We start from the raw sequence: 24,316 nt of genomic DNA, 5'->3' as shown, positions 1-24,316 counted from the left end.
CGGAACGTTGAACACTGCGGGGGAGCGCGCCTGGCGCGCGCTAGCGGTTGGCATGGCCGTGCAGCACATTGACCGCATTGATGCCGATCTCATCCACCATGTAGCCGCCTTCCATCACGAACAGGGTGGGCGTGCCCACCGTGGCGATGATCTGGCCCATGCCGAGAAAGTCTTCGCTTTCCAGCAGGAAGTGGCTGATGGGGTCGTCCTTGAACGTGTCCACGCCCAGGGACACCACCAGCAGTTCGGGAGCGAAGGCCCGCAACTGTTTGCAGGCCAGCTCCAGCGCTTGGCGGTAGTGCTGCCAGGTGGTGTTCTTCGGCAGGGGCAGGTTCAGGTTGCAGCCTTCGCCGGCCCCGCTGCCGCGCTCGCTGGCATGGCCCGAGAAGTAGGGGTAGGACACGGCCGGGTCGCCGTGCAGCGAGACGAAGAGCACGTCGCCACGGTCATAGAAAATGTTCTGGGTGCCATTGCCGTGGTGGAAGTCCACGTCCAGCACCGCCACCCGCCTGGCGCCCCGGGTGATGGCGTGCTGCGCGGCGATGGCGGCGTTGTTCAGGTAGCAGTAGCCGCCCATGTATTCCCGTGCGGCGTGATGCCCCGGCGGGCGGCACAGGGCGAAGGCGCTGTCCTGGCCTTCATCGATCAGGGCCAGGGCAGTGAGGGCGATATCGGCGCTGGTGCGCACCGCATCCCAGGTGGTGGCGGTGATCGGCGAGCCGGCGTCCATGGCGAAGAAACCCAGCTTGCCGTCGATGAATTCGGGCACCTGCTGGTTGGCCAGGTCGCGCACCGGCCACACCAGGGGCAGGGCGTCGTGGCTGCGGCCGGTGGCGGTCCATTCGCTCCAGGCGTTTTCCAGGAAGCTGACGTAACGTTCGCTGTGGGCGGCCACGTAGCAGGCGCGGTCGAAGCGCCGCGGGCCGATGATCTCGCCAAGCCCCACGTGGCGCACCCGGTCTCGCACCGTGTCGGCGCGGCTGGGTTGCTCGAAGGAGGGCTTGAGCACGCCATCCTTCAATTCGGTGCCATGGTGCAGGCGGTGGGATTCGCTGAAGACGGTAAGCATGCTGAACGCATCCATTGTTATTGTCCGGTGCAAATAGTTTGTTCCGGCATGGCTGCGAATTCTTTGCTTTTTGTTCGGGTGCAATTAGAGTTTTGGGTAATATTTTCCCCGTTGGTGGCTGATTGTGAAAAAAATGACTCGCAGCGTTAACCTCGACGACACCGACCTGGCGATTCTTGCGCTGTTGCAGCAGGACGCGAGCATTTCCAACGCCGAGCTCAGCGAGCGCCTGTCCCTGAGCCTTACCCCCTGCTGGCGGCGGCGCAAGCGCCTGGAGGAGGAGGGGGTGATCAGGGACTACCAGGCCAACCTCGACCGGCGCCTGCTGGGGCTGGACATCCTGGCCTTCGTCCATGTGCGGTTCGCCACCCACTCCGACCAGACCCCGGACGATTTCGAGACGGTGATCATGCGCCTGCCCGAGGTCCAGGCCTGCCACAAGATCACCGGCGACGCCGACTACCTGCTGCAGGTGCTGGCCCGTGACCTGGACAGCTACAGCGACTTTGTCGAGCACGTGCTCAGGCGCCAGCCGGGCATTGCCTCGATCCAGTCCAGCCTGGCGCTGCGCGAGGTCAAGGCCACCAGCCGCCTGGCGATTCCCCAGCCGCTACCCAGGTAGGGCGGCATCAGATTTCCGATTTTTTGTGCCGGGCTATTCAATGATTGCCCTGCAGGTACTTTCGGCGCGGTCGTGCGCTCGCGTTCCAGCGAGGCAGGCAACAGCAGTGTTGAGCAGGCCATGGATGCAGAAGCAGCAGCGCCTGGCCGCGGCGCTGCCCCGGCCCCAGGGCCTACTGAAATTCGCCGGACTCCAGGCAGAAGGCGACCAGGGCCTGGTCGCTGTCCAGGTTGAGCTTGCGGATCGCCGAGATCTTCTGCGCACTGACGGTCTTCACGCTGCGCTTGAGGTTGGCGGCGATCTGCATCATTGATTCGCCGCGCACGAAATGCCGCAGCACTTCGTATTCCTTGGGCGTAAGGCTGCTCAGGCCGTCGGCCATGGAGCGCAGCGGGCTGCTGTTGAGCTCGTTCTGCACCAGGCTCGGCGGGTGGTGGATGCGCCCCTGGCGGACGTTCTCCAGGGCGCTGAGCAGCTCGCTCATGTCATGGCGCTTGGGCAGTACCGAGCGCACGCCGATGTCATACAGCGCGGCCACGATCATCGGGTTGGACATCATGGTCAGCACCAGCACCTGGACCCTGGGGAAGTGCCGGATCAGGTAGGTCACCAGGCGTATGCCATCGCCGAAGGTCGGGTCGCCCTCCATGAAGTAGTCGGTGATGACCACGTCGATCCGCGGGTCATCCGAAAGTTGCTGGACCAGGGCACTGGGGGTGGTGACAGCCGCCACCACCTCGTACTGGCGGGTCTTTTTCAACAGGTCGCTGACGGCAGCGAGCACCAGGGGATGATCGTCGGCCAGGGCAACGCGTATTTTTTTCATGGTGGACACGATCCATTGTCAAAAGGGAATGCGCAGAAATGCGGGTACTAGGAGCGTTCATTCGAGCTGGCTGATGTCTTGCAAGGCGTGCAGCAGCATCAGGCTATGCGTGCGCGTGGTAGCCGTCAAACCGCTCTGGCGCAAGCTCTGCCCCAAGTCGTGGACCTGCAGGATCAGCGCTTCCTGGCCAGCCACCGCCAGCGACCCGCGCACCCGGTGCAGCAACTGGAAGATGCGCTCGTAATCCTCCTCGTCCAGGGCCTGGCGCAGGTGTTCCACGTCCTGGCCCATGGTGCGGGCAAACAGTTCCCGCAGGTTCGGCGGCAGGCCATCAACTGGCGCGTTGCCAGGCGCGGCTGCCGGATCGGCGAGCGGCTCCGGGGCGAGGCTGGTGAGCCGTGCCAGGCTGGCCCGCAGGGTCTGCAACGGCACTGGCTTGACCAGCCAGGCGTCCATCCCGCAGGCCTGGCAGCGGGCCTCTTCGTCGCACATGGCATTGGCGGTGATGCCGATGATCGGCCGGTCGTCCCCGGCGGCGCGCAGGATGCAAGTGAGTTCGTAGCCGTTCATGCGCGGCATGTTGACGTCGGTCAGCAACAGGTCGTAGTCGCCGATGCGCCACAGGTCCAGGGCTTCCGCGCCATCGGCGGCCAGGGTATTGCGGCAGCCCAGTTGCTGCAGCTGATGGCTCAGGGTCGCCTGGTTGATCGGGTTGTCCTCGGCCACCAGCACGTTCAGGCCCAGGGGGGCCAGAGTGGCGATGTCCCGGGCCGGCAGTTCCGGTTCGGCAGGAGCGTCGGGCGCGCCGCCCAGGGTGCGTTCCAGCAAGCGGCCGATGGCATAGTAGTCGCCGGCCTCGGCCAGGCCCGCACCGGGGGTGCGTTGCTGGCCGCCCAGGTCGATGCGCAGCAGCCCGGGGGGCAGGGCCTCGGACGCTTCGGGGCGGTCATCGAACAGCCGCAGGAGAACGCCCTGGCCCTGGGGAGGTGGGGCCGTAGCGTCCACGGGGGTGGCCTGGGCGTGCCACTTCTGCAGCCACTGGCAGAGGTTGTCGGTGAGTTCGTGGTGCGGGCTTTGCACGTAGATCCGCGCGCCGCCCAGGTCGGGCTGGCGCTCGGCGTCGGGGTCGCTGGCCACCGGCAGTTCCAGCTGCATGGAGAAACTGCTGCCCAGGCCCAGCTCGCTGGTGAGGTGGATCTGGCTGCCCATCAGCGCCGCCAGCTTGGCGCAGATCGACAGGCCCAGCCCCGCGCCGTGCACTGTGTGGGAGTGGGCGTCGATCTGATAGAAGGGGATGAACAGCTGCTGCTGTTCTTCCTTGCCGATACCGATACCGGTGTCCGCCACCTGCAGCGACAGCAGCACCCGTCCCTGGCTGCCGGGCTCGGCCCGGGCGCGCACTATCACCTGGCCCGAGTGGGTGAACTTGACCGCGTTGCTGATCAGGTTGGTGAGGATCTGGCTGATCCGCCCCGGATCGCCGAGCAGGGCTGGAGGCAGTTCTGGATCGACCCAGGAAAACAGCAGCAGGCCCTTGTTCCGGGCACTGTCGACAAAGCTTGCGGTGCAGCGCTGGACCAGGGCCCTGGGATCGAACAGCTGATCCCCCAGGGACAGCTGGCCGGATTCGATGCGGGTGATGTCGAGGATATCGCTGATGATCTGCAGTAGCAGCCCTGACGACACCTGGATGCGTTCGAGCAACTGGCGCTGTTCGCGGTCCAGGTCGGTCAGGCCCATCAGTTCCAGGGAACCGAGCACCCCGTACAGCGGCGTGCGGATCTCGTGGCTCATGGTGGCGAGGAACACCGACTTGGCGCCGTTGGCCTTGTCGGCCGCCTGTTTCGCCTGGGTCAGTTGCTGTTCCATCTGGGCCCGCGCACTGAGGTCGGCAAAGGCGCAGATCAGCACATCCTGGTTGCGGTAGCGGGTGGGGGCGAAGGCGATGTAGAACGAGCGTCCGTCGAAGCTCTGGAAGTTTTCGATCTCCCCCGGCTCCCGGGCCCGGGCGATGCGCTCCAGCAATGCCGGGTCCAGACCGCTGGCGTCCAGGCTCTGGCCGACCTGGGTGGTGAACCATTTGAGGGCCAGGTTGTTGGCGAAGACGATCCGCCGGTCTTCGCGGCTGAGCACGCACAGGGCCACTGGCGTGGTCTCCAGCAGGGTGCGGCTGAACTGATGGTTTTCCACCAGCTCGGCGTGAGCCTGTTGCGCCGGCGCTATGACCCGGCGCTGGTACCAGCGCGCATAGACCCTGGCGGCCAGGGGGCTGAGCAACAGCAGCAGGAAGATCGCCGCCAGGGACCAGGAGTGGCCGAGGAACAGGGTGCGGTAGCTCAACAGGTAGTAACCGCTCCAGTGGCCACTGGCGTCGTTGATCCGGAACAGCAGGCCGTCGCTGCGTACGTTGGCCCCCTCGTGCAGCGCCAGGGGCGCCGGTTCATCCCCCAGCAGCAGGCCGTCGAGCCGGCCCTGCAGCCAGAACTTGTCGTAGAAGTGCCGTCGCTGCGGCGTGGTAAAGACGTTGATGCGGTCCCTGTAGGTCAGGCAGGCAGCATAGGTGCCGGAACTCTGCAGGCCGCTGCCGGGGGCAAGGTTGTGCAGGGCGATGAAGGCGATCATGTGCTGGGGAAAGTCCTTGAGACGGATCCAGCGGATCGCGTCGCTGTCGCTGCCGGTAGCGCTGGCGCGCACCGCATGCAGGCCTGCCAGGACCAGGGGTGTGGTCAGCCGCGGCCAGCGGCTGCCGATGGTGGGCACGGTAAAGCTGCTGCCGGCACCGGCGTCCACTACCAGCAGGGCCGAAGCGGGAAAGCTCGAGCGCACCCAGAAGCTGGAGTAGAGATCGGCCAGGTAGCGCCCAAGGCCGGCTGCTGCGCCGCTCTGGTGGGGGCATTGGGCCTGGTCCTGGCAGACCAGGGTGAAGGGGGTTTCCACTGAGGAGGGGTTGCCTTGGAACAGGGTCGCGCCCACCGCCTCCTGTTGCTCCATGAGGTGGAAGAGCTGCGCCGGATCCTGGTCCGTGTCCCTGTATTGCAGGCGCTTCTCGCCGGCCAGCCGCTGGAGCAGGGCTTGCTGCTCGCTCATGTAGCGGGTCAGCAGTTGGAAGTCCACGGCAATCCGTTCCTGTTCCTGGCGGATGATCCGCTGGCCGCCCCAGAACAGCGCGCCGCCCATGACCAGCAGCAACGGCAGAATGAGGAACAGCACGAGATTCAATCGTCGGAAGTTTTTCGCGATGCGGCGTAGCGGGATGTCTGGCATGGGAGAGAGGAGGCGGGCCGGGTAGGTGACGAAAAGGGTGGAGTAGCAGTGCATCCCAGCAGTTGTGTGAAGGCGTCCAGCTCCAATGCAGCGGAAATAAGATACCCCTGGGCACTGTCGCAGCCAATCTGGCGCAGAAATTCCAGGTCACGGGCCGATTCCACGCCCTCGGCCACCACTTCCAGGCCCAGTTGCCGGCCCAGTTGCACCGCCGCCACCAGGGCTGCGGCGCGGGCATCGTCGGCTGCGGCGCCATGCACGAAGTGGCGGTCGATCTTCATCTCGGTAAAGGGCGTGGAGATCAGGCTGTACATGGAACTGTAGCCCATGCCGAAGTCGTCCTGTGCCAGGCCGAAGCCTTTGAGGCGCAGGCGGCTGGCGCCCATATGATACTGCCCGGGGGACAGTGGCCGCTCGGTTTCCAGCAGCTCGAAGCAGATATCGCTGGTGGCCAGCCCCGAGGCGAGGGTGATCTGCTGCAACTGGTCGGGCAGGCCGGGGTCGTCCAGCAGTCCGGTGGGCAGGTTCACCGATACGCTGAGGCGGTGGCCCAGGCGTCGCCAGTGCTGCTGCGCCTGGAGGGCGTCGTCGAGCATCAGCAGCAACAGCGCATGGTCCAGCTGGCAGCGGCTGATGGAGGCAAGGAACGAGTCCGGCATCAGCAGCCCGAAGGACGGACTGTTCCAGCGCACCAGGGCCTCGGCGCCGACGATCCGGCCAGTGCTCAGCGAGCGCCGGGGCTGGAACCGGGCCTTGAGCTCGCGGCGTTCGATGGCCCGCTCAAGGACCTGGCGGTCGAACACCGCCTCGTGCTCGGGCCGGGCTGCCAGCACCGGGTCCTGGCTGTTGCCGATAATGGCGCTGATCTGCTCGACGTGGATCGCTTCCAGGGGCTTGGGGAAGGTGCCGAGTACCGCCAGGCCCTTCTCCTTGGCCATCAGGCTGACGCTGTTCATCAACCGCCGCGAGCAGGACGAGACGATGGCCAGGATCGGCACCTGGTCGACACCGGTCAGGGCATGGATGAACTGCACCCCATCCATTTCCGGCATGTGCAGGTCCACCAGCACCAGGTCGTAGACCTGCCGGTGCAGCATGGCCAGGGCCTGGCGCGCATCTAGGGCGCTGTCCACCCGGCCGAACCCGGCCGCCTGCAACAGGTGCCGGGCCTGCAGGCAGTGGATCGGATGGTCGTCCAGCACCAGGACTCGCAGGGGCTTGAGCATGCTCAAATGACTTTCCTCTTGATGGATTGCAGTACCTCGCTCAAGGCGTCCAGGGGTACCGGCTTGATCAGCAAATGACGTATTCCGGCCGACTCGCAGTGGCTGCGCAGCGCCGGGGAGAGTTCACCGGTGATACCGATGATGGGGCCGCAATACCCCCGCTCGCGCAGGGTGCGGGCAAACGACAGACCGTCCATGTGTTCCATCTGCAAGTCGGTCAGCACGCCGTCGAAGGACAGCAGGTCGGTGCGTTTCAAGGCATCGACGGCGCTGGCGCAGGCCACCATCCGGTTGCCCAGGTAGCGGCCCTGCTGAAAGATCACCTGCAGCGACAGGGGGCTGTCGTCCACCGCCAGCAGCTTGAGGTCCAGGCTCGGGGCCAGGGCTTCGGGGGAGGCGAAGCACCGTTCGGCAACGATGCCGGACTGGGCCTGGGCCACGGCGTTGCGCAGGCTGTCGAGGCTGAAGGTGCGGGCCACCCAGCTGTCGCCGGCCTGGCGCTGCGGCGGGCCCATGCCGGGGGCGTGCATGAGCACCCGCGGGCCGCTCCAGGCCACTGGCCGCGAGGGGCCGAGAAAGGCTTCCACCAGCACCGCCTTGCGGGTCGGTGGGTCGCGTTCGGCCACATAGGGAATGGCCAGGGCGCCCCAGCGGCGCAACCAGTGGCAGAGGTTGAGATTCACTTCCTGGATATCCCCGCGCACATACACCGGGGTCACCCCCAGGCGCGGCAGGTCCGGCGCCGGGGCGGCGGTGCAGGGTTCCAGGGCCAGGCTGAAGCTGAAGCTGGAGCCCAGGCCCGGTTCGCTGATGGCGCTCAACTGACCCTGCATCATCGTCGCCAGCCGTTGGCAGATGGCCAGGCCCAGGCCGGTGCCCGGCGCCTTCTGGCCCAGCCAGCTGGGCACCCGGTAATAGGGTTCGAACAGGTTGGCCTGGAACTCCGGGGCGATCCCCGGGCCGCTGTCCACCACCTGAAAGCGCAGGCGGGGCGCCTGGCTCGGGCCCGCCTCGGCATGCAGGCGCAGCACCACATGGCCGGACTCGGTGAACTTGATGGCGTTGCTCACCAGGTTGTTGAGGATCTGGCGAATGCGTTCGCCGTCGCCCACCACTCGCTCGGCGACATTCGGGTCCAGGGTCACGTACAGGCGCAGGCCCTTGCTGCGGGCCCGGGCCGAGTAACTGAAGGCCACTTCTTCCACCAGCCGCACCGGGGAGAAGGGGGCGCTGGTGAGGCTCAGGCGGCCGGACTCGATCAGTGACATGTCGAGGGTGTCGTTGATGGTTCGCATCAGCGCCGAGGATGCTTGCTGGGTGGCTTCCAGGTAGTCGCCCTGCTGGGCGCTGAGGGCGGTGGTGCGGAGCATTTCCAGAGAGCCGAGGATGCCGTACATGGGCGTGCGGATCTCGTGGCTCAGGGTGCTGAGGAACAGGGTCTTCTCGTGGTTGGCCTGGTCCGACAGCAGCTTGGCCTGCAGCAGCGACTGTTCGGCCACCTTGAAGTCGGTCACGTCGCTGATGCAGCACAGCACCGCCGCCACGCCGTTGTAGCCGGTGGGGGCACAGGTCAGCTGGATGAAGGTGCCGTCGTCCAGGGCATGTTCGATGGCATGCACCCGGGCAGGCGGCTCGTCGAGGATGCGCTCGCGCAGGCCGGGCACCGAGGCCAGCCAGCGGCGCCCGGATTCATTGCACAGGATCAGCCGGCCGTTGTCGCGCCGCATCAGGCACAGGCCCACCGGCGCCACCTCGATGAAGCGCCGGTTGAGGGACACGCTGTCTGCCAGGGCGCTGTAGTGGCGCACTGCGGGTTCCACCAGGCGCAGGCGGATGTAGCGCGCGCCGAGAAAGATCACCGCGAACAGAAGCAGGGTCACCAGCAGGGTGGTGTACAGCGGGCCACGGCTGTCGCGCAGCAGTTGGCTGACCGGTGCGTAGTACACCAGGCGCCAGCCGGCGTTGCCCACGGATTTATTGAGCACGATGTAGTCGGGCAGCCCGCCCAGGCGGTGCAGGCCGAAGGAGTCCTCGTCGGCCTGCAGGCGCGACAGGCTGCCGGGCACTTGCCAGTTGGCGCTGTGCAGCACCAGTGCGCCGTCGGCGTCATACAGCAGGTATTTGCCCTGGTGCAGGCCCAGGGGGTCCAGGGCCAGGTCGATCTCGGTGAGCTCCAGGCCCAGCCAGCCCTCGCTGGCGTGATGCTCGTCCACCGGGCGCAACAGGTACACCTGCTTGTTGCCGTCGATGCCGGCCCAGTACCACAGGGTCCGGGCCTCGGGGTGTCGGGCCAGCAGGTCCTGTACCGCACGCTGGTCGAGTTGGCGCAGCCAGGGTGCGTCCACGGCCTTGCTGGGGGGCTGGCCGGTGCCGGTGGCCGTTGGCTCGTAGAGAGTGCTGACCAGGCCCTGGTCCGGCACCAGGTACAGCAGCTGGCTGTGGGTGCTGTCCACTTCCACCAGGTCGCGGGCAGTCAGCACCAGGGCCCAGCGCCGGGAGGGAGTACTGCCGAAGGGCAGTACCCGCAGTTGCTCGTTACTTGCCAGAAAGTTGCGCGCCGTTGAACTAAGGCGCTCATCGCTAGTGCGCACGGCCGAAGAAGAAATGGCCTTCAAAAGGCTTTCCCGTTGATTGAAGAATTGTTGTGCGTTAAATGCCGCTGCGTTCATTTGCCGGCGGTAGTTGGAGAGGGTTTCATTAAGTGACCAGTGGACCACGAAACCGGCAATGATCAGGATGCAGGACAGCAGGCTGTACATGAAAAGGCGCAGCAGGACCACCGGGATATAGGCCCCGGAGAAGTGGCTGGTAAATGCTGGGAAGTGGGCTTGTGTATGCATCGGCCCATAGTAAGGAGAACTATCTATATCCCTCTTCAGAATATTCTTAATGCCAGGGGCTTTAAGAAGATTCTCATTTTTTAGTTCACCTATTGACTTCAGGCTTTCGACCCTCTTGTGCTCTAACGCAAAGGTTTGAAAGTTATGGTTCTGGTTAAGAAAACGATAAGCCTCGCCGTTAGCTCCGCGCTGTCGTTGATGACGCTTGTTACTCAGTCTGCAACCGCTGCTGATTATGAAAAAATCGATTTGTCCTCGCCCGAAGGTGAATCCCTGACCCTGGATGAGGCGTCTGTCGATTACACCGGCCGTGGGCCGGCGGTGCGGGTCAGCGGCGCTCAGAACCAGTTGCAGGGCCAGGGCTACGATATCCGGGCCACGGCGGACAGCCCCAACAGCGCGGTGGTGGGCGTGCAGGTGGACGCCGGCGGCAAGGCCGAACTGAGCGGCGTGACCATCAGCACCGGCGGCTCGGATTTCGCCACCGGGGCCCAGGCCACCGGCGCCGGCAGCCAGTTGACCCTGAACGATGTGCAGATCACCACCAGCGGCAACCAGAGCCGCGGCGTGGTGGCCAGCGTTGGCGGCCAGGTGCAGGTGGCCGGGGGCTCCATTACCACCTCGGGCAACCAGGCCGATGTCTTGTCCGCCTCCGGCAAGGGCTCCAGCATCCTGGCCTCGGACCTGACCCTGACCGCCACTTCGACCGGCTCGGTCAATGCGGTCCGCGTCGCCGATGGTGCGTCCATCGAGCTGCAGCGCGTCAGCATCCAGTCCAGCGGCTTCATTGGCGCGGTGGCCGTGGAAGGGGTCGGCTCCTCCCTCAGCGCCGATGGCGTCGACATCACCGCCGAGAATGGCCGTGGCATCGGTGTGACCAGCGCCGCCCTGACCTTTCGCAACGGCAGCATCAATGCCAAGGGTGACGGCATCACCCTGAGCAGCCTGTACCAGAAACCGGGCGGCACTGCGGTGATCAGCCACAGCCGGATCACCTCGCAGAACGGCGACGGCATTAACGTCAACGCCGACCAGGCCACGGCCGATCTGGACAGCGTGCAGGTCACCACCCTGGGCGACTATGGCGTGGCGATCTGGATGCCGGGCAGCAACACCCGGGTGGACGTCAAGGACAGCATTCTGCAAACCCGTGGCCAGAGTGCGGTGGCCATCGACAACCGTGGCGGCGTGTTCACCATGGACGGTGGTTCCATCAGCACCCTTGGCGACAACTCCCATGCCCTGTACGCCTCGCCGGACACCACAAACAGCCCCGGTGCGGTGTTCAACGTCAGCCGCGTGCTGATCGAAACCAGCGGCCGGGGCTCCGTGGGGGCGCTGGCCCGCATGGCGGGGGCGAGCATCAGCCTGAGCAACAGCAGCATCGTCACCCACGGCGACCTGGGCTATGGCCTGTTCGCCTCGGGCCGCGGTGCCAGCGTGGAGCTGCAGGACAGCGACGTGCAGACCGCCGGCGAGCAGGCTCACGGCCTGGCCATCAGCAACAACGCCACGACCCGCTTCCAGGGCTCGACCGTGGTCACCAACGGCAGCAACGCCAATGGCATCGTCAGTTTCGCCACTGGCGCCGGGGTGGTGAACGATGTGGAGGTCACGTCCAGCCATATCCAGGCTGAAGACGGCGCGGGCATCCTGGTCAACGGCGGTGGCCTGACCACGCGCTTTACCGACAGTAGCCTGGTGGGCCGCAGCGGTGGCGAGCAGGGCACCGCGCTGTGGATCACCGACCGCGCCAGCGGGGTGCTGGCCGGTGCGGTGCAACTGGACGCCGTGCGCTCGAACCTGTTCGGTGATGTGCTGGTGGATGGCGGCAGCCTGCAACTGTCACTGGCCGACCACTCCAGCCTGGACGGGGCGATCAAGGGCGGCAGCCGTGATACCCAACTGAGCCTGGACGACAGCAGTGTCTGGACCCTGCGCGGCGACTCCCAGCTCACCCGCCTGGCCAACAACGGCGTGGTGGAGTTCGCCGATCCCGGCCTGGCGGGGGCCTTCAAGCAGTTGCAGGTCAGTGGCGACCTCGAGGGCGACGGCCACTACATCATGAACACCGACCTGGGCCTGCAGCAGGGTGACCGGTTGATCGTCGGCGGCCAGGTCACCGGCAACAACGACATTCTGGTGCGCAACTCCGGCAGCGAACCGGGGGCCGAGGGCCAGAGCCTGACCCTGGTACAAAGCACCGGCGGCCCGGGCTCGTTCAGCCTGGCCAACCGTGGCGGGGTGGTGGACGCCGGGACCTATCGCTACGGTCTTGCGGCCGACACCGAGGGCAACTGGAACCTGGTGAACGTCGGCCGTACCCAGCCGGCACCGGGGCCGGACAACCTTTCCACCGGCGCCAGCGCGGCGGTCAACAGCAGCGCCATCGCCACCTTGCGGGCCACCTGGGATGCCGAACGGGCGACCCTGGTACAGCGCCTCGGCGACCTGCGCCAGGGGGCCGATCGCCAGGGCGTGTGGATCCGTGGTTTCGGCCAGCAGCAATCCCTGGACAACGGCGTTGGCCGGACGTTTTCCCAACAGGTACAGGGCACGCAACTGGGCATGGACACCCAGCTCGACACCGCCGGTGGCACCCTGGTGCTTGGCGCGCTGGCCGGCTACAGCCAGACCGATCGCAACTTCAAGGGCGAAGGCAGCGGCAAGCTCGACAGCTACCACCTGGGCGGCTATGCCACCTACCTGGATGACTCGGGCTGGTACACCGACACCTTGCTGACCCTGAACCGCTGGTCCACCCGCCTGGATGTATGGGGCACCGACGGCGCCAAGGTCTCCGGGCATTCACGCAGCAAGGGCGCGGGCCTGTCGGTGGAAGCCGGCAAGCAGATCGATCTGGGCAACCGCTGGTTCGTCGAGCCCCAGGCGCAGGTTTCCATGCTCTATGCCCGCTCCGACAACTACCGCCTGGACAACGGCCTGCAGGTGCAGCCCGGCGATGGGCTGTCGACCCAGATCCGCACCGGTGCCCGGGCCGGGCGCAACCTGCAGCTGGAAGATGGCACACGCTTGCAGCCCTACCTCAAGGCTGGCTGGGTCGAGGATCTGTCGGCGCAGAACAAGGTCCGCACCAACGGCATCGCCAGCCGTCCCGATGGCAACGGCGGTGGCTGGTATGCCGGGGTTGGCGTGACCGGTGAGCTGAGCCGCCAGCATCAGGTGTATGCCGAGGTCGAGACCAGCGAAGGCTCGAACATCGACCGGCCCTGGGCCGCCAACCTCGGTTACCGCTTCACGTTCTGAGGGGCACTGGCGCTCGCCGCGAGCGTCTGGCGCACCCCTTGGGCATAGGACGTCTTGGCGATCGGCCCGATCAGAGCTTGCAGGGCCGAGTCGTCGAGGATCAGCGGCGAGCTGATCAGGTAATGCATCTCCACCATCTCGCGCAGCAGCGGGTCGAACAGCCCCAGCAGGCGCAGCAGGGGCTTGCCGATCACCCGCTGCTTGAAGCGGGTACCGCCGTGCTGCCGGATCAGCTCCAGCAGCTCGCGCTGGCTGGTGACCCCGGCGCCGCCCAGGTGCCAGGTCTTGCCGAAGGCCTCGGGCTGCTGGATCAAGCGGCAGACCACCGGCCCCACGTCGGGAACGAAGACAAACTCATGGGGCCGGTCCAGGGGGCCTACCAGGTTCGCCGTGCCGCCCTGGACCGCGGCCTGGAACGCGCCGTGCAGCAGGCTTTTATCGACCCCGGGCCCGTAGAAGTCCGGCAGGCGCAGCACCGTGGCCTGGATCTTGCCGTCGGCATGGGCCTTCCATAGCAGGTCTTCCTGGGCCTTGCGCATGCGGCCCTTGAAGCTGTTGGGTTGGCTCGGATGCTGCTCCGCCACCGGGTTGCTGCGAGCCATGCCGTAGGGATAGACGGTGCCGATCAGCAGGATCCGGCGCACCCCGGCGGCGATGGCGCCGTCCAGGGTCTGGCGCATCAGTTGCGGGTGCAGTTCGAAGCGCCAATAGTCCACCCCCACCAGATAGACCAGGGTGTCGATGCCGGCTGCGGCAGCCTCGACCGAGGCGGGCTGGTCGGGGTCCCAGGTGACCGGCTCGGCCAACGGGTCGGCGCCATAGGCCTTTAGCAGGCTGCTCTGGCTGCGGCCCACCACGCGGTAGGGCTGGCCCTGGCTGCGCAGGGTCCGGGCAATGCTCTGGCCAATGGCGCCGACGGCGCCGAACAAGGCTACTTGGGGCATGACGGGGTTCCTCGTGGATGAACAGAGCTTGCAGAGTGCGAGTTCCTCGGCTAAATGGAAATTGCCCAGACTTCGATGGTTTCTATAAAAAAATGCATAGCCCCACGGATACTCCCCCCACTGGGACTGGTACCGCACCTTTCTCGCAGTGCTGGACAGTGGCTCCCTGTCTGCCGCCGGCCGTGCCATGGGTTTGACCCAGCCCACGGTGGGCCGGCATATCGACCAGTTGGAAGCGGCCCTGGGCCTGAAGCTGTTCACCCGTTCCTTCGACGGATTCGCCGCCACCGAAGCGGCGCTGGAGCTCAAGCCCTACCTGCTGCAGCTGGCGGCGGGGGAGGCGGCCTTGCGCCGGGTGGCCAGCAGCCATGGCGCCGGGGTGCAGGGCAGTGTGCGGATCTCGGCCAGCGAAATCATCGGGGTGGAGGTGTTGCCGCCGATTCTCGCCACCTTGCGCCAGCAGCATCCGCAGTTGGTGGTGGAGCTGGTGCTGTCCAACCGTGCCGACGACCTGCTGCAACGCCAGGCCGATATTGCCGTGCGGATGTTCCGCCCGACCCAGGAAGCGCTGCTGGTGCGCCGGGTCGCCGACATCGAACTGGGCCTGCATGCCCACCGGGACTATCTGCAGCAGCAGGGCACGCCGCTCTCGCTGGAGCAGTTGGCCGGGCACGCCCTGATTGGCTTCGACCGTGAAACCGCGTTTATCCGCCGCCTGCAACAGCAGTACCCGATGCTGGCCCGGGGCGCCTTCGCCTGGCGCAGTGACAGTGACCTGGCGCAGTTGGCGGCATTGCGCGCGGGGTTTGGCATTGGTGCCTGCCAGGTACGCCTGGCCGAAGCTGATCCACGCCTGGTGCGGGTCCTGGCGGAGCAGTTCGCACCGAGCCTGGAAGCCTGGGTGGCGATGCATGAAGACCTGCGCAACAGCCCGCGCTGCGCGGTGACCTTCGCCGCGCTGGTGCAGGGGCTGGCGGCCTATGCCGGGGGCGATTGACCGCCAGGGTGTCGGCAAGGGTTGCCAGGTGGCCCCGGCAGCGGCTTATCATGCGCTGTATGTTTAGGCCCCCAGGAGGCAACGCCCATGGCATTCGGCAAGGTATTCATCGCCACCTCGGTCGATGGTTTCATCGCCCGCAACGACGGTGCCATCGACTGGCTGCCCAGTGGCGAGTCCGGTGAGGACTACGGCTACGGCGCCTTCATGGCGTCGGTGGACGGAATTGTCATGGGCCGTGCTACCTACGACAGCGTGCTGGGTTTCACCCCCTGGCCTTTCGACAAGCCGGTGGTGGTGCTCAGCCGCACCCTCAGTACGCAGGACGTGCCGCAGCGCCTGGAGGGCAAAGTACGCATCAGCGCGCTGCAACCGGTGGCGCTGGTGGCGCAGTTGCGGGCCGAGGGCTGGAGAAACGCCTACATCGATGGCGGCACCCTGATTCAAGCCTTTCTCCAGGCCGGGCTGATCGATGAAATGACCCTGACCCGGGTGCCGGTGCTGCTGGGCACGGGCCGCCCCCTGTTCGGCGCACTGCCCCGGGACCTGCACCTGCGCTGCGTCGATTCCCGGCGGTATCCGGATGGGCTGGTGAGCACCCGCTACCGGGTGGAGCGGGGCGCCGTCCATGACTGACCGGCCCAAGCGCAGCGGCCGCCCTGCCGCAGGGCGTGAACTGAGCCTGGACCAGGTTCTCGACGTGGGCCTGGAGCTGCTGGAGGAGCTGGGGCCCCAGGGGTTCGGTGGCCGGGCCCTGGCGCGGCAGCTGGGGATTACCCCGATGTCGGTGGCCTACCACGTGGGCGACCAGCGCAACCTGATGCGCCTGCTGGTGGAGCGGGTGCACGCCGAGCCGCTGGCCGAGCCGGCAGCGCAGTTGCCACCCGAGGCAAGAATCCAGGCGCTGTTGGGGGAGTACATGGCCCGGGTCCGCCGCCATCCGGCGCTGACCCTGTGCGTTCTCGGTGACCCGCAGCTGTTCGGCGGCTCCCTGGCCACCTTCAGCCAGCGCTTGCGCGAGGAAGTACGGGCCTTCGATGCAGACCCGGCGCTGTTCGACCTGCTGGTGGACTACAGCCACGGCCACGCCCTGGCGCTGGCCCTGGCCGGGGAGGGCGCGCAGGCGCTGGAGGGCGCTTTCGAAGCGGGGCTGCGCCGCTTGCTGCGCTAAGCGGCTTTCTACAGGGCGCCGGCGAGCATCGCGGCAAAGCGCCGGGCTGGCCATTCCTTGCGGTCCGACACCTGGCCTTTGCCCATTCCAGGACAATCCTCCCGGCCCGGGCGTTCATTACATCCCTGCACCTTTGTTCACAGAAAATCACCGACCCACGACAGATTCCAACACCGCTGCTGGGGATACTGGCGCCTGCTCCGCCGGAGCGCCAAGGACCGACGTGACTGGAGAACCCCATGCGTAGACTGTTGACCGCCGTGCTGATCTCGACCCTGGGGGCGGCCTCTCTGGTTCGTGCCGATGGACCAGCGCCATTTTCCAAGGTGTTCGAGGATATTTCGGCCGACCAGCCCGGCTGCGCCGCCGGGGTGATGCGCGGCGGCAAAGTGATCTGGAGCGCAGGCTATGGCGCCGCCGACCTGGCCACCGGAGCGGCGATCCAGGCCGATACCCTGTTCAACCTGGCATCGGTGTCCAAGCAGTTCACCGGCTTTGCCATCCTCAAACTGCAAGCCCAGGGGCGCTTGAGCCTGGAGGACCCGGTGCGGCGCTTTCTGCCGGAGCTGCCGGCCTATGCCCAGGGCATCAGGATCCGTCACCTGTTGCACCACACCTCAGGGCTGCAGGACTACATGCTGCTGGCCGAACTGGCGGGGATTCCCCTGAGCCAGCGCTTTACCCAGCAACAGGCCCTGGACCTGCTGGTGCGCCAGAACAGTCTGATGTTCCCGCCCGGCAGCGAATTCAGCTACAGCAACAGCGGCTACGTCCTGCTGTCGAGCATCGTCGAGCGAGCCAGCGGCCTGTCGCTGAAACACTATTCCCGGGCGAACATCTTTTTGCCCCTGGGCATGGATCACTCAAGCATCGTCGATCAGTACCCGGTGCAGTTGCCGAACCTGGCCCGGGGCTATGAACCGGGCGGGCAGGGCAAGGCCCAGGTGGCGGTGGATGCGCGCTGGGAGCAGACCGGCGACGGCCAGGTGCACAGCAATGTGGCGGACCTGATGCGATGGTTGCGCAACCTGTCCATCGGGCGGGTCGGGGGCAAGGCGCTGGTGGAGAACATGCGCCAGACCGAGCCCCTGAACGACGGTGATCCCGGCTATTACGGCATGGGCCTTGCCAACCGCAGCTACCGCGGGCTGCAAGAGCTGTCCCACAGCGGCGGCTGGGCCGGTTTCAACACCGACGTGGCCTGGTACCCCAAGCTCGATGTGGCCACGGTGGTGCTGTGCAACAGCGATGACGGCCGTGCCTCGGAGCGCGGCCGCCAGTTGCTCGATACCCTGCTGGGCTCGCCGGCGCCGTCCGGGGAAGCGGACATTGCGCCGCCACCCCCGAGCATCCGGGCGCTGCCCAAGGCCTCGCTGAAAACGCTGGTGGCCGGCACCTACCTGGACGATGGCGGCCATCAGTTGCAGCTGCGGCGCAGCGGCAAGGGTTGGAGCCTGGAAACCTTCCCCGACGTCCTGCCGCTGACCCGGCAGAGCGATGAGGTGCTGGTGGCGGACAACGACGGCACCCCGATCTACCTCGCGGCGACCTCGGGAGGGCGGATCGCGCTCAACAACCCGGCCTCGACCTATGCCCTGGCCCCGCCCTGGAAGCCCGATGATATCCGCCCCTACGTCGGCCTCTATACCCTGCAAACCAGCCCCGGACAGCTCAAGGTCCATGCCCGGCAAGGCAAGCTTTATGTACGCATCGGCCTGTACACCTACCCGATGCAGCCCCTGACCGCTGAACGTTTCAGCGCCGGGGAACTGGGGGTGCTCAGCTTTACCGAGCAAGGCGCGGTGCTGACCAGCAGCGTGGCGCGCCATTTGAGGTTTCGCAAGGTGGGTGGGGAAGCGGGTCTACCAGGGGGGCGCCAGCGGTTGTTGACGGAGCATTTCGTAGCTGCTCGGAAAATTCCTACAGGACATAGAGATAAGTCCTTCGCTGCTGTTTCAAGCGCTTCGTCAGTATTGGCGGACTCAGCTTGGTGAAGTGATTGACGGTGATGGCCTCGATACGTGTTCTGGTGATGGAAAACCACAGGTTTCAGCGCAGTGTATTGGTCAAGATGCTGCAGCATCTAGGGGTTCGCGAGGTGCTGCAATCCGGTGACACCGTACAGGCGTTGGCGCAGATCCAGCTCTCGGGTGAGGTCGATATTGTCCTGTGCAATCTTTCCAGCAAAGGGAGCGATTGCCTGGACTTCCTGCAGCATCTGGGGCAACTCGGAGCTGTACGCGCAGTGGCGCTGTACAGCGAGTTTTCGCCCGAATTGCGGCGTACCCTGGGGCAGATACCCACGCTCTGCGGCTTGCAGTTGTTGGGTGTGATGAGTCAGCCGCTGCAATTGCGATCGTTGAAACGAGTCCTGCGTGAATATACCTATCGCCCTGCGCCGATTGCGACGAACAAGCCCGCGTTGCTGGAGTTGTTCAAGGGAGAAGAGTTGCGCCGTGGTCTTGCTCTGGGCGAGTTCAGGGCCTGGTTTCAGCCCAAGTTTGTCCTGGCCACGGGGGCGCTGGTGGGGGTTGAAGCCTTGGTGCGCTGGGACCATCCCACGAAGGGGGTGTTACTGCCGGAAGATTTTCTGGCGGCGATGCTTGCCTATGAGTTGATCGACAACATGTTCAAGCAGTTGCTGGAGCAAGGCTTGAGCCTGCTAGATGAGCTGCGCCGTCAGGGTGTCAATATAGAGCTGGCGTTCAATCTGCACTCATCACAGTTGAATGGCTCCGGCCTAGTCGAACATATCCAGCAGACGCTCGAACGGTATGCTATACCCGGTTCGACACTGATGTTCGAGTTAGCTGAAAATGGTCTACTGGACTTGCCAACACGAACTTGTGAGAACTTGTTACGCCTGCGCCTGCTGGGTTGCGGGTTGTCGATAGATGATTTCGGTGTTGGTTTTTCTTCATTGAAATTGCTTTGCCAACTACCCTTTAATCAGATCAAACTGGACGGTGAATATGTTCGTCAACTGGACGAACCCTGTAGTCGGGCAATGGTCGGATGTACTTTGGCTCTGGCACGCAGTCTGGGCATGAGCCTGGTAATAGAGGGCGTAAGCTCGCAAAGGATTTGCGATACACTGATCAGGATGGGGTGCCAGGTGGGGCAAGGGTTCTATCTCGCTCCGCCGATGACTGGGCACGATTTGCTGCAATGGTTGGACCTTCCGGTCGGCAGTTGCTGAAGTCGATTGCACGACATGGTGCAAATGTCCTGGATGTTATCCCTCAATCGCTCTTGCTCATGTCGTAAGTGTGATGTTGAACAGATCATCAAATCCTTTTTTCTACGATCCGAATATGAATGTTGTCGGATCTAGTGGCGAGTTCCAAGGTTCCTATGTCCAAAGCATTAGTTGTCGATGATCACCCCTTTATTCGTTCTTCAGTGAAGATGCTGCTCAAGCAAGAGCAGTTCGAGGTTGTCGCGGAGGCTGATAATGGTGCCGATGCTCTGCAGTTGGCACGGGAGCATGCTCCGGATCTCATCATCCTGGACATTGGCATGCCCAAACTCGATGGCCTTGAGGTCATCAACCGCATAGTCGGGCTCGGCCTGCACAGCCGCATTCTGGTATTGACCTCGCAGTCGGCACAGCTTTATTCGGCACGTTGCATGCGCGCTGGCGCCGCAGGCTACATCTCCAAGACCAATGACGTGGAAGAACTGGTTAGAGGGATCAGGACGGTGATGTCCGGTTATACCTTCTTCCCCAATCTGGCCACCAGCTCGGTACGCCGCAGTGATGCCCTGACGACGGATCTGGAATTGATCCAGGCGCTTTCGGATCGTGAACTGACCGTTTTGCAGCAGCTCTCCAATGGCCTGACCAATAATGAAATCGCCGAAGCGATGCTGATCAGCAACAAGACGGTCAGCACCTATAAAACCCGTCTGATCGAGAAGCTCCAAGTGAAGTCGGTGGTTTACCTGGCTGACTTTGCCAAACGCAACAATCTGATCTAGATGAAAAAGATTCTCCGACAATGCTTGTTGGGCTGGCTCTTGCTCTGCTCCTTGGGCGGCGCCTTGGCGTGGCCCAAGGAGCCTCAGAACCTGCGCCTGCTCGGGCGCTCTCACGTCAGTGATTATCAGGTGGGGCTAGAGGAGGCCGATTGGCGCTGGTTGCGCAATAAAGGCTTGCTGGTCGTCGGCATCTCGTCCCCCGATTATCTGCCGTTCGATATCACCAGCAACAATCTCGATTACGAGGGAATCTCTGCCGACTATGTGCAATTGCTGGCGGAGCTGATGCACCTCCAGGTCCGGGTTCGTCGTTATGGGTCCAGGGCCGAAGCGCTGGCTGCGCTCAAGGCTGGAGAGATCGACCTGCTTGCAACGGCCAATGGATTCGAGGCGGGTGACCCGGCGCTGGTCATGTCCCAGCCTTACGCCGAAGACCTGCCGACCCTGGTCAGTCGTATCGGCGATAGCCAGAACCTGGAGCCGGAGCTAGGGGGCAAGCGAGTGGCCATGCTGTACCACTATTTGCTCCCGCAGACAGTGGAGGCGTTTTACCCCAAGGCCACGCTGCAACTCTATCCGTCAACGCTGAGCGCCATCGGCGCGGTGGCCTTTGGTCAGGCCGACGTCTATCTGGGTGATTCCATTAGCGCCAGCTACCTGATCAATAAGAACTACCTGAATAATGTGCAGCTGACGGATTTCTCGCGTCTGGAGGGCAAGAACTTCGCCTTCGCCCTGGTACGAGACAACGAGCGTCTGGCGCGGATAGTGGATGCTGCGCTGGCGGTTATCCCGATGGGCGAGCGCATGGGCATCCTGCGTCGCTGGAGCGCGGGCGGCATAAGTCTGTCCAGCCAGAAGCTGCAATTCAGCGTCAACGAACAGCGCTGGCTGGACAAGCACCCGCGGCTTCGGGTTGTGGTCGATGATGGCTTCCCGCCGATTTCCTACTACACCGAAGAGGGCGAGTTTCGCGGCATCAGCGCGGATATCCTGGCCAAAGTCGCCTTGCGGACCGGATTGAAGTTCGACGTGCAGCGAGTGAGTTCGGTCAAGGAAATGATCGACCATATCGTCCAGGGCAAGGCTGATATGCTGATCACCCTGAGCCCCAGCCATGAGCGCGAAACATCGCTGCGCTTCACCCGGCCGTACCTGGTGACACCGTTCGTCCTGGTCACCCGGACCTCCGCCGGCAGCCCCAGTACCCTGGATGAGATGGCCGGCAAGCGTCTGGCCGTGACAGCGGGTAGTTCCACCCGGGAGATGCTCGGCCGGCAGTATCCCGATATCCGTCTGGTGGATGCCAGGAAGGCTCAGGATGCTCTGGTCATGGTGGCTGCGGGTGAGGCGGATGGAGCGATCAACTCCATGGTGACGGCCGGCTACATGATCTCTCGCCAGTACCGTGATCGTTTGCGAGCGACTACCACGGTGGGTGTCGACAGTGCGCTGGTGTCCTTTGCCACCGCGCGTGGCTCCCTTGAGCTGTATTCGATTATGGACAAGGCGCTGCAGAGTATTCCTCCCGAAGAGCTGGATGAGTTGACCAACCGCTGGCGCAATGAAGTGGTGCTCGGCGACAGCTACTGGTTGCGCAATCGCACGGCCATCCTCCGAGGGTTCGCCATGGCTGCGGTACTGCTGTTGATCGCCGGGGGGTGGATCACCTATCTGCGGCTCATGGTACAGCGGCGTAAACAGGCTGAAAGGGCGCTCAACGACCAGGTCGAGTTCATGCGAGTGCTGATCGATGGCACGCCGCATCCAATCTATGTCCGTGATCCTGATGGGCGGCTGCTTATCTGTAATGCCGGTTACCTGCAGGAATTGGGTGTCGAGCGTGAAAATATGATCGGTAGAACCCTGCTGGAAGTTGCGTTTATCGATCCGCGCGAAGCGGAGGTTTACCAATGCGATTATCAGCAAGTGATGCAAGACGGTCTGCCGCAGATCAAGGACCGGCAGTTGAAGATGCCGGACGGACGAACCCTGACCATCTATCACTGGATGCTGCCTTATCGCGGTGGCGACGGAGCGGTCAGGGGCATGATCGGTGGCTGGATCGATATCAGCGAACGCCTGAACCTGATGCAGGAGTTGCGCGAAGCCAAGGAGCGGGCCGATGACGCCAATCGTGCCAAGACCACTTTCCTGGCCACCATGAGCCATGAGATCCGCACGCCCATGAATGCGGTGATCGGCATGCTTGAGCTGGCGCTGAAAAAGGCCGACCAGGGGGTATCGGATCGGGGGGCGATCGAAGAGGCCTCGTCCGCGGCCCATGGCTTGCTCGACCTCATCGGCGACATTCTGGATGTCACCCGGATCGAGTCCGGTCGGCTCTCGCTTGCCCCCGAGCGGGCCAATCTGCGTAACCTGCTGGAGTCCGTGGTGCGCATCTTCGACGGCCTGGCCCGGCAGAAGCGCTTGTCGCTGACTCTGGACCTGGATGTGCGGGCCAATTGCGATGTACTGATCGACCCGCTGCGCTTCAAGCAGATTGTCTCCAACCTGTTGAGCAACGCCATCAAGTTCACCTCTGAAGGCCAGGTGCATCTGTGCATGACGGTCGAGCCAGACGACGACAACCAGCGCCTGGGCTTGATACTGCGCGTAGAGGACTCAGGCAGCGGGATCTCGGAGGACGATCAGCGGCGTCTGTTCAGCCCCTTTGCTCAAGCTGGCAACAACCAGCAGTCCGCGCGCAGCGGCTCCGGATTGGGCCTGGTCATCAGCCGGACCCTTTGTGAAATGATGGGCGGCCACTTGAGCCTCAGCAGTGAGCTTGGCAAGGGCACTGACGTTGAGGTGGCGCTGAACCTGGCAGTTCTGCGTCCACTTCTTACGGTTCCCAGAGCTGAAGCCAGCACTGTGGCTCCCGGGCAGTCGCTGAACATCCTGGTGATAGACGATTACCCTGCCAATCGCCGGCTGCTCTCCCAGCAGCTCGTCTATCTCGGCCACAGAGTCGAGGATGCTGAAGATGGCGCCCACGGGCTGCGTGCCTGGCGCAAGGGTGATTTCGATGTACTGATCACTGACTGCAACATGCCCATCATGAGTGGCCACGAGCTGGTCCGTGCGATTCGCGATGAGGAGCGTACCCAGGGGATGGAACCCAGGCTGATCCTGGGGTTCACCGCCAACGCCCAGCCTGAGGAAAGGACCCGTTGCCTGGACGCCGGCATGGACGATTGCCTGTTCAAACCCATCAGCCTTCAGGATTTGAGTGCAAGACTCAACGCGGTGATTTCCAAGCGGGGCGTGAGCAGGGCTGAAGTTGACGTCGAGGACCGCTCTGACGATATCGACCTGAGTGGTCTGATGCGGCTGACCCGAGGCGACCGGGGAACGATCCAGAGCCTGCTTGGCGATCTCGCCGGCAGCAATGACAGTGATATGGCGCGGCTGATCCAGCTGTTCACGCAGCACGACCGGCCTGGCCTGGCCGACCTGGCGCACAGGGTCAAGGGCGGGGCGCGGATCATCAATGCGCGGGCGCTAATTCAATGTTGTGAAAATCTGGAGCGAGCCTGCGATGGGCTGGATTCGGCACAGTTGACTGAAGCGGTGGATGCCCTGCAGCAGGCGATGGAGCGATTGGCACAGTGGGTTGAGCGCTTCAGGCAAAAGCACTGAGGATACGCATCCCATGAACGGCCGCGCCACGCGGCCGTTGCGCGGCTCTTCCTGGCTTTCAAGTGTCGATTAAACGCGGTGCTATCCGCGAGCTGACGTGGGCTCAAACAAAGAGAACTCCTTCAGACGCTCGTGATGCTCACTGATAAGTTGGTGCCTGCGATTTCGTGCCTCCTACCCAGGGAGACTTGAGGGCTTCCGGCCGTCTGTTCTCGGGAAACAATTTCGGGCCTGGACGCAATAAGCAGCACAACCCCATCGAATATCAGTCACACATGACGAACGTCTACAAACCGTGGGTTTTGACTCTATATCTATTGAATTGCCAGCTTTCAGGCTTCCCGTTATTGCAGTAAACGAGTCTATTTCCTTAGTTCAATGCAGTTTGTGCAGTGGATCGTTGCTGGGTGCCAGATGTTCACTGCTGATTCCTGTCTGTGCTTGAACCGTCATATTGAGAAAATTCC

General features: G+C 64.1%; 15 protein-coding genes. 9 read left to right on the top strand and 6 right to left on the bottom strand.

What is annotated here, in order from left to right; translation table 11 throughout:
* Positions 1-40 precede the first annotated feature (40 nt).
* Positions 41-1,069, bottom strand: a complete 1,029-nt coding sequence (locus tag KI242_RS19030; RefSeq protein WP_026020116.1) for a histone deacetylase family protein — start codon at positions 1,067-1,069, stop codon at positions 41-43.
* 121 nt (positions 1,070-1,190) lie between these two features.
* Here KI242_RS19030 and KI242_RS19025 point away from each other — a divergent pair, with 121 nt between their 5' ends.
* On the top strand, positions 1,191-1,691 hold the full coding sequence (locus tag KI242_RS19025) for an Lrp/AsnC family transcriptional regulator (RefSeq protein ID WP_174394966.1): 501 nt from the start codon (positions 1,191-1,193) through the stop codon (positions 1,689-1,691).
* Between the two features lie 172 nt (positions 1,692-1,863).
* On the opposite strand, the gene KI242_RS19020 is transcribed toward KI242_RS19025, so the two are convergent.
* Genes KI242_RS19020 through KI242_RS19005 form a run of 4 tightly spaced genes read right to left on the bottom strand, consistent with a single transcriptional unit; the run spans position 1,864 to position 9,847 of the window.
* Positions 1,864-2,517: a response regulator transcription factor gene (locus tag KI242_RS19020; protein ID WP_011061914.1), complete on the bottom strand. Its 654-nt coding sequence runs from the start codon at positions 2,515-2,517 to the stop codon at positions 1,864-1,866.
* 57 nt (positions 2,518-2,574) lie between these two features.
* The gene (locus tag KI242_RS19015; RefSeq protein ID WP_244868140.1) at positions 2,575-5,727 is read right to left on the bottom strand and encodes a hybrid sensor histidine kinase/response regulator; all 3,153 of its coding nucleotides are present in this window, start codon (positions 5,725-5,727) and stop codon (positions 2,575-2,577) included.
* 5 nt (positions 5,728-5,732) lie between these two features.
* On the bottom strand, positions 5,733-7,007 hold the full coding sequence (locus KI242_RS19010; RefSeq protein WP_212805448.1) for an EAL domain-containing response regulator: 1,275 nt from the start codon (positions 7,005-7,007) through the stop codon (positions 5,733-5,735).
* A gap of 2 nt (positions 7,008-7,009) precedes the next feature.
* Entirely contained in the window at positions 7,010-9,847 is a 2,838-nt protein-coding gene (locus tag KI242_RS19005; RefSeq protein ID WP_212805447.1) for a hybrid sensor histidine kinase/response regulator, read from the bottom strand.
* A 249-nt stretch (positions 9,848-10,096) separates the two neighbouring features.
* Between KI242_RS19005 and KI242_RS19000 the strand changes: the two genes are divergently transcribed.
* Positions 10,097-13,114, top strand: a complete 3,018-nt coding sequence (locus tag KI242_RS19000; protein WP_212805446.1) for an autotransporter outer membrane beta-barrel domain-containing protein — start codon at positions 10,097-10,099, stop codon at positions 13,112-13,114.
* Here KI242_RS19000 and KI242_RS18995 read toward each other — a convergent pair.
* Positions 13,096-14,058 carry an SDR family oxidoreductase gene (locus KI242_RS18995; protein ID WP_123430549.1) on the bottom strand — a complete coding sequence of 321 codons (963 nt, stop codon included), beginning with the start codon at positions 14,056-14,058 and terminating at the stop codon, positions 13,096-13,098. The two genes, KI242_RS19000 and KI242_RS18995, sit on opposite strands and share 19 nt — an antisense overlap.
* 148 nt (positions 14,059-14,206) lie before the next feature.
* Here KI242_RS18995 and KI242_RS18990 point away from each other — a divergent pair, with 148 nt between their 5' ends.
* The 7 genes from KI242_RS18990 (at position 14,207) to KI242_RS18960 (ending at position 23,849) form a co-directional block, all read left to right on the top strand.
* A complete protein-coding gene (locus KI242_RS18990; protein WP_225368860.1) occupies positions 14,207-15,055 on the top strand; it encodes a LysR family transcriptional regulator in 849 nt (282 codons plus the stop codon).
* Between the two features lie 87 nt (positions 15,056-15,142).
* Positions 15,143-15,691 (top strand): dihydrofolate reductase family protein, encoded by a 549-nt coding sequence (locus tag KI242_RS18985; RefSeq protein WP_053152458.1) that lies wholly within the window; start codon positions 15,143-15,145, stop codon positions 15,689-15,691.
* Positions 15,684-16,226, top strand: coding sequence for a TetR family transcriptional regulator (locus tag KI242_RS18980; RefSeq protein WP_072449982.1), 543 nt, complete (start codon positions 15,684-15,686; stop codon positions 16,224-16,226). The genes KI242_RS18985 and KI242_RS18980 overlap by 8 nt, the downstream gene beginning before the upstream one ends.
* A gap of 239 nt (positions 16,227-16,465) precedes the next feature.
* Complete coding sequence (locus tag KI242_RS18975) at positions 16,466-18,220, top strand: serine hydrolase domain-containing protein (RefSeq protein ID WP_244868139.1); 1,755 nt, start codon at positions 16,466-16,468, stop codon at positions 18,218-18,220.
* A gap of 14 nt (positions 18,221-18,234) precedes the next feature.
* Entirely contained in the window at positions 18,235-19,425 is a 1,191-nt protein-coding gene (locus KI242_RS18970) for an EAL domain-containing response regulator (RefSeq protein WP_244868223.1), read from the top strand.
* 155 nt (positions 19,426-19,580) lie between these two features.
* Positions 19,581-20,207 carry a response regulator transcription factor gene (locus KI242_RS18965; protein WP_212805445.1) on the top strand — a complete coding sequence of 209 codons (627 nt, stop codon included), beginning with the start codon at positions 19,581-19,583 and terminating at the stop codon, positions 20,205-20,207.
* Complete coding sequence (locus KI242_RS18960; RefSeq protein ID WP_212805444.1) at positions 20,208-23,849, top strand: transporter substrate-binding domain-containing protein; 3,642 nt, start codon at positions 20,208-20,210, stop codon at positions 23,847-23,849.
* Positions 23,850-24,316 lie beyond the last annotated feature (467 nt).

Origin of the sequence: Pseudomonas sp. Eqa60 (assembly GCF_018326405.1) — a bacterium.
Taxonomy (GTDB): Bacteria; Pseudomonadota; Gammaproteobacteria; order Pseudomonadales; family Pseudomonadaceae; genus Aquipseudomonas; species Aquipseudomonas protegens.
The sequence above is the reverse complement of the archived record's forward strand: the minus strand, read 5'-3'. Positions and strand labels throughout refer to the sequence as shown.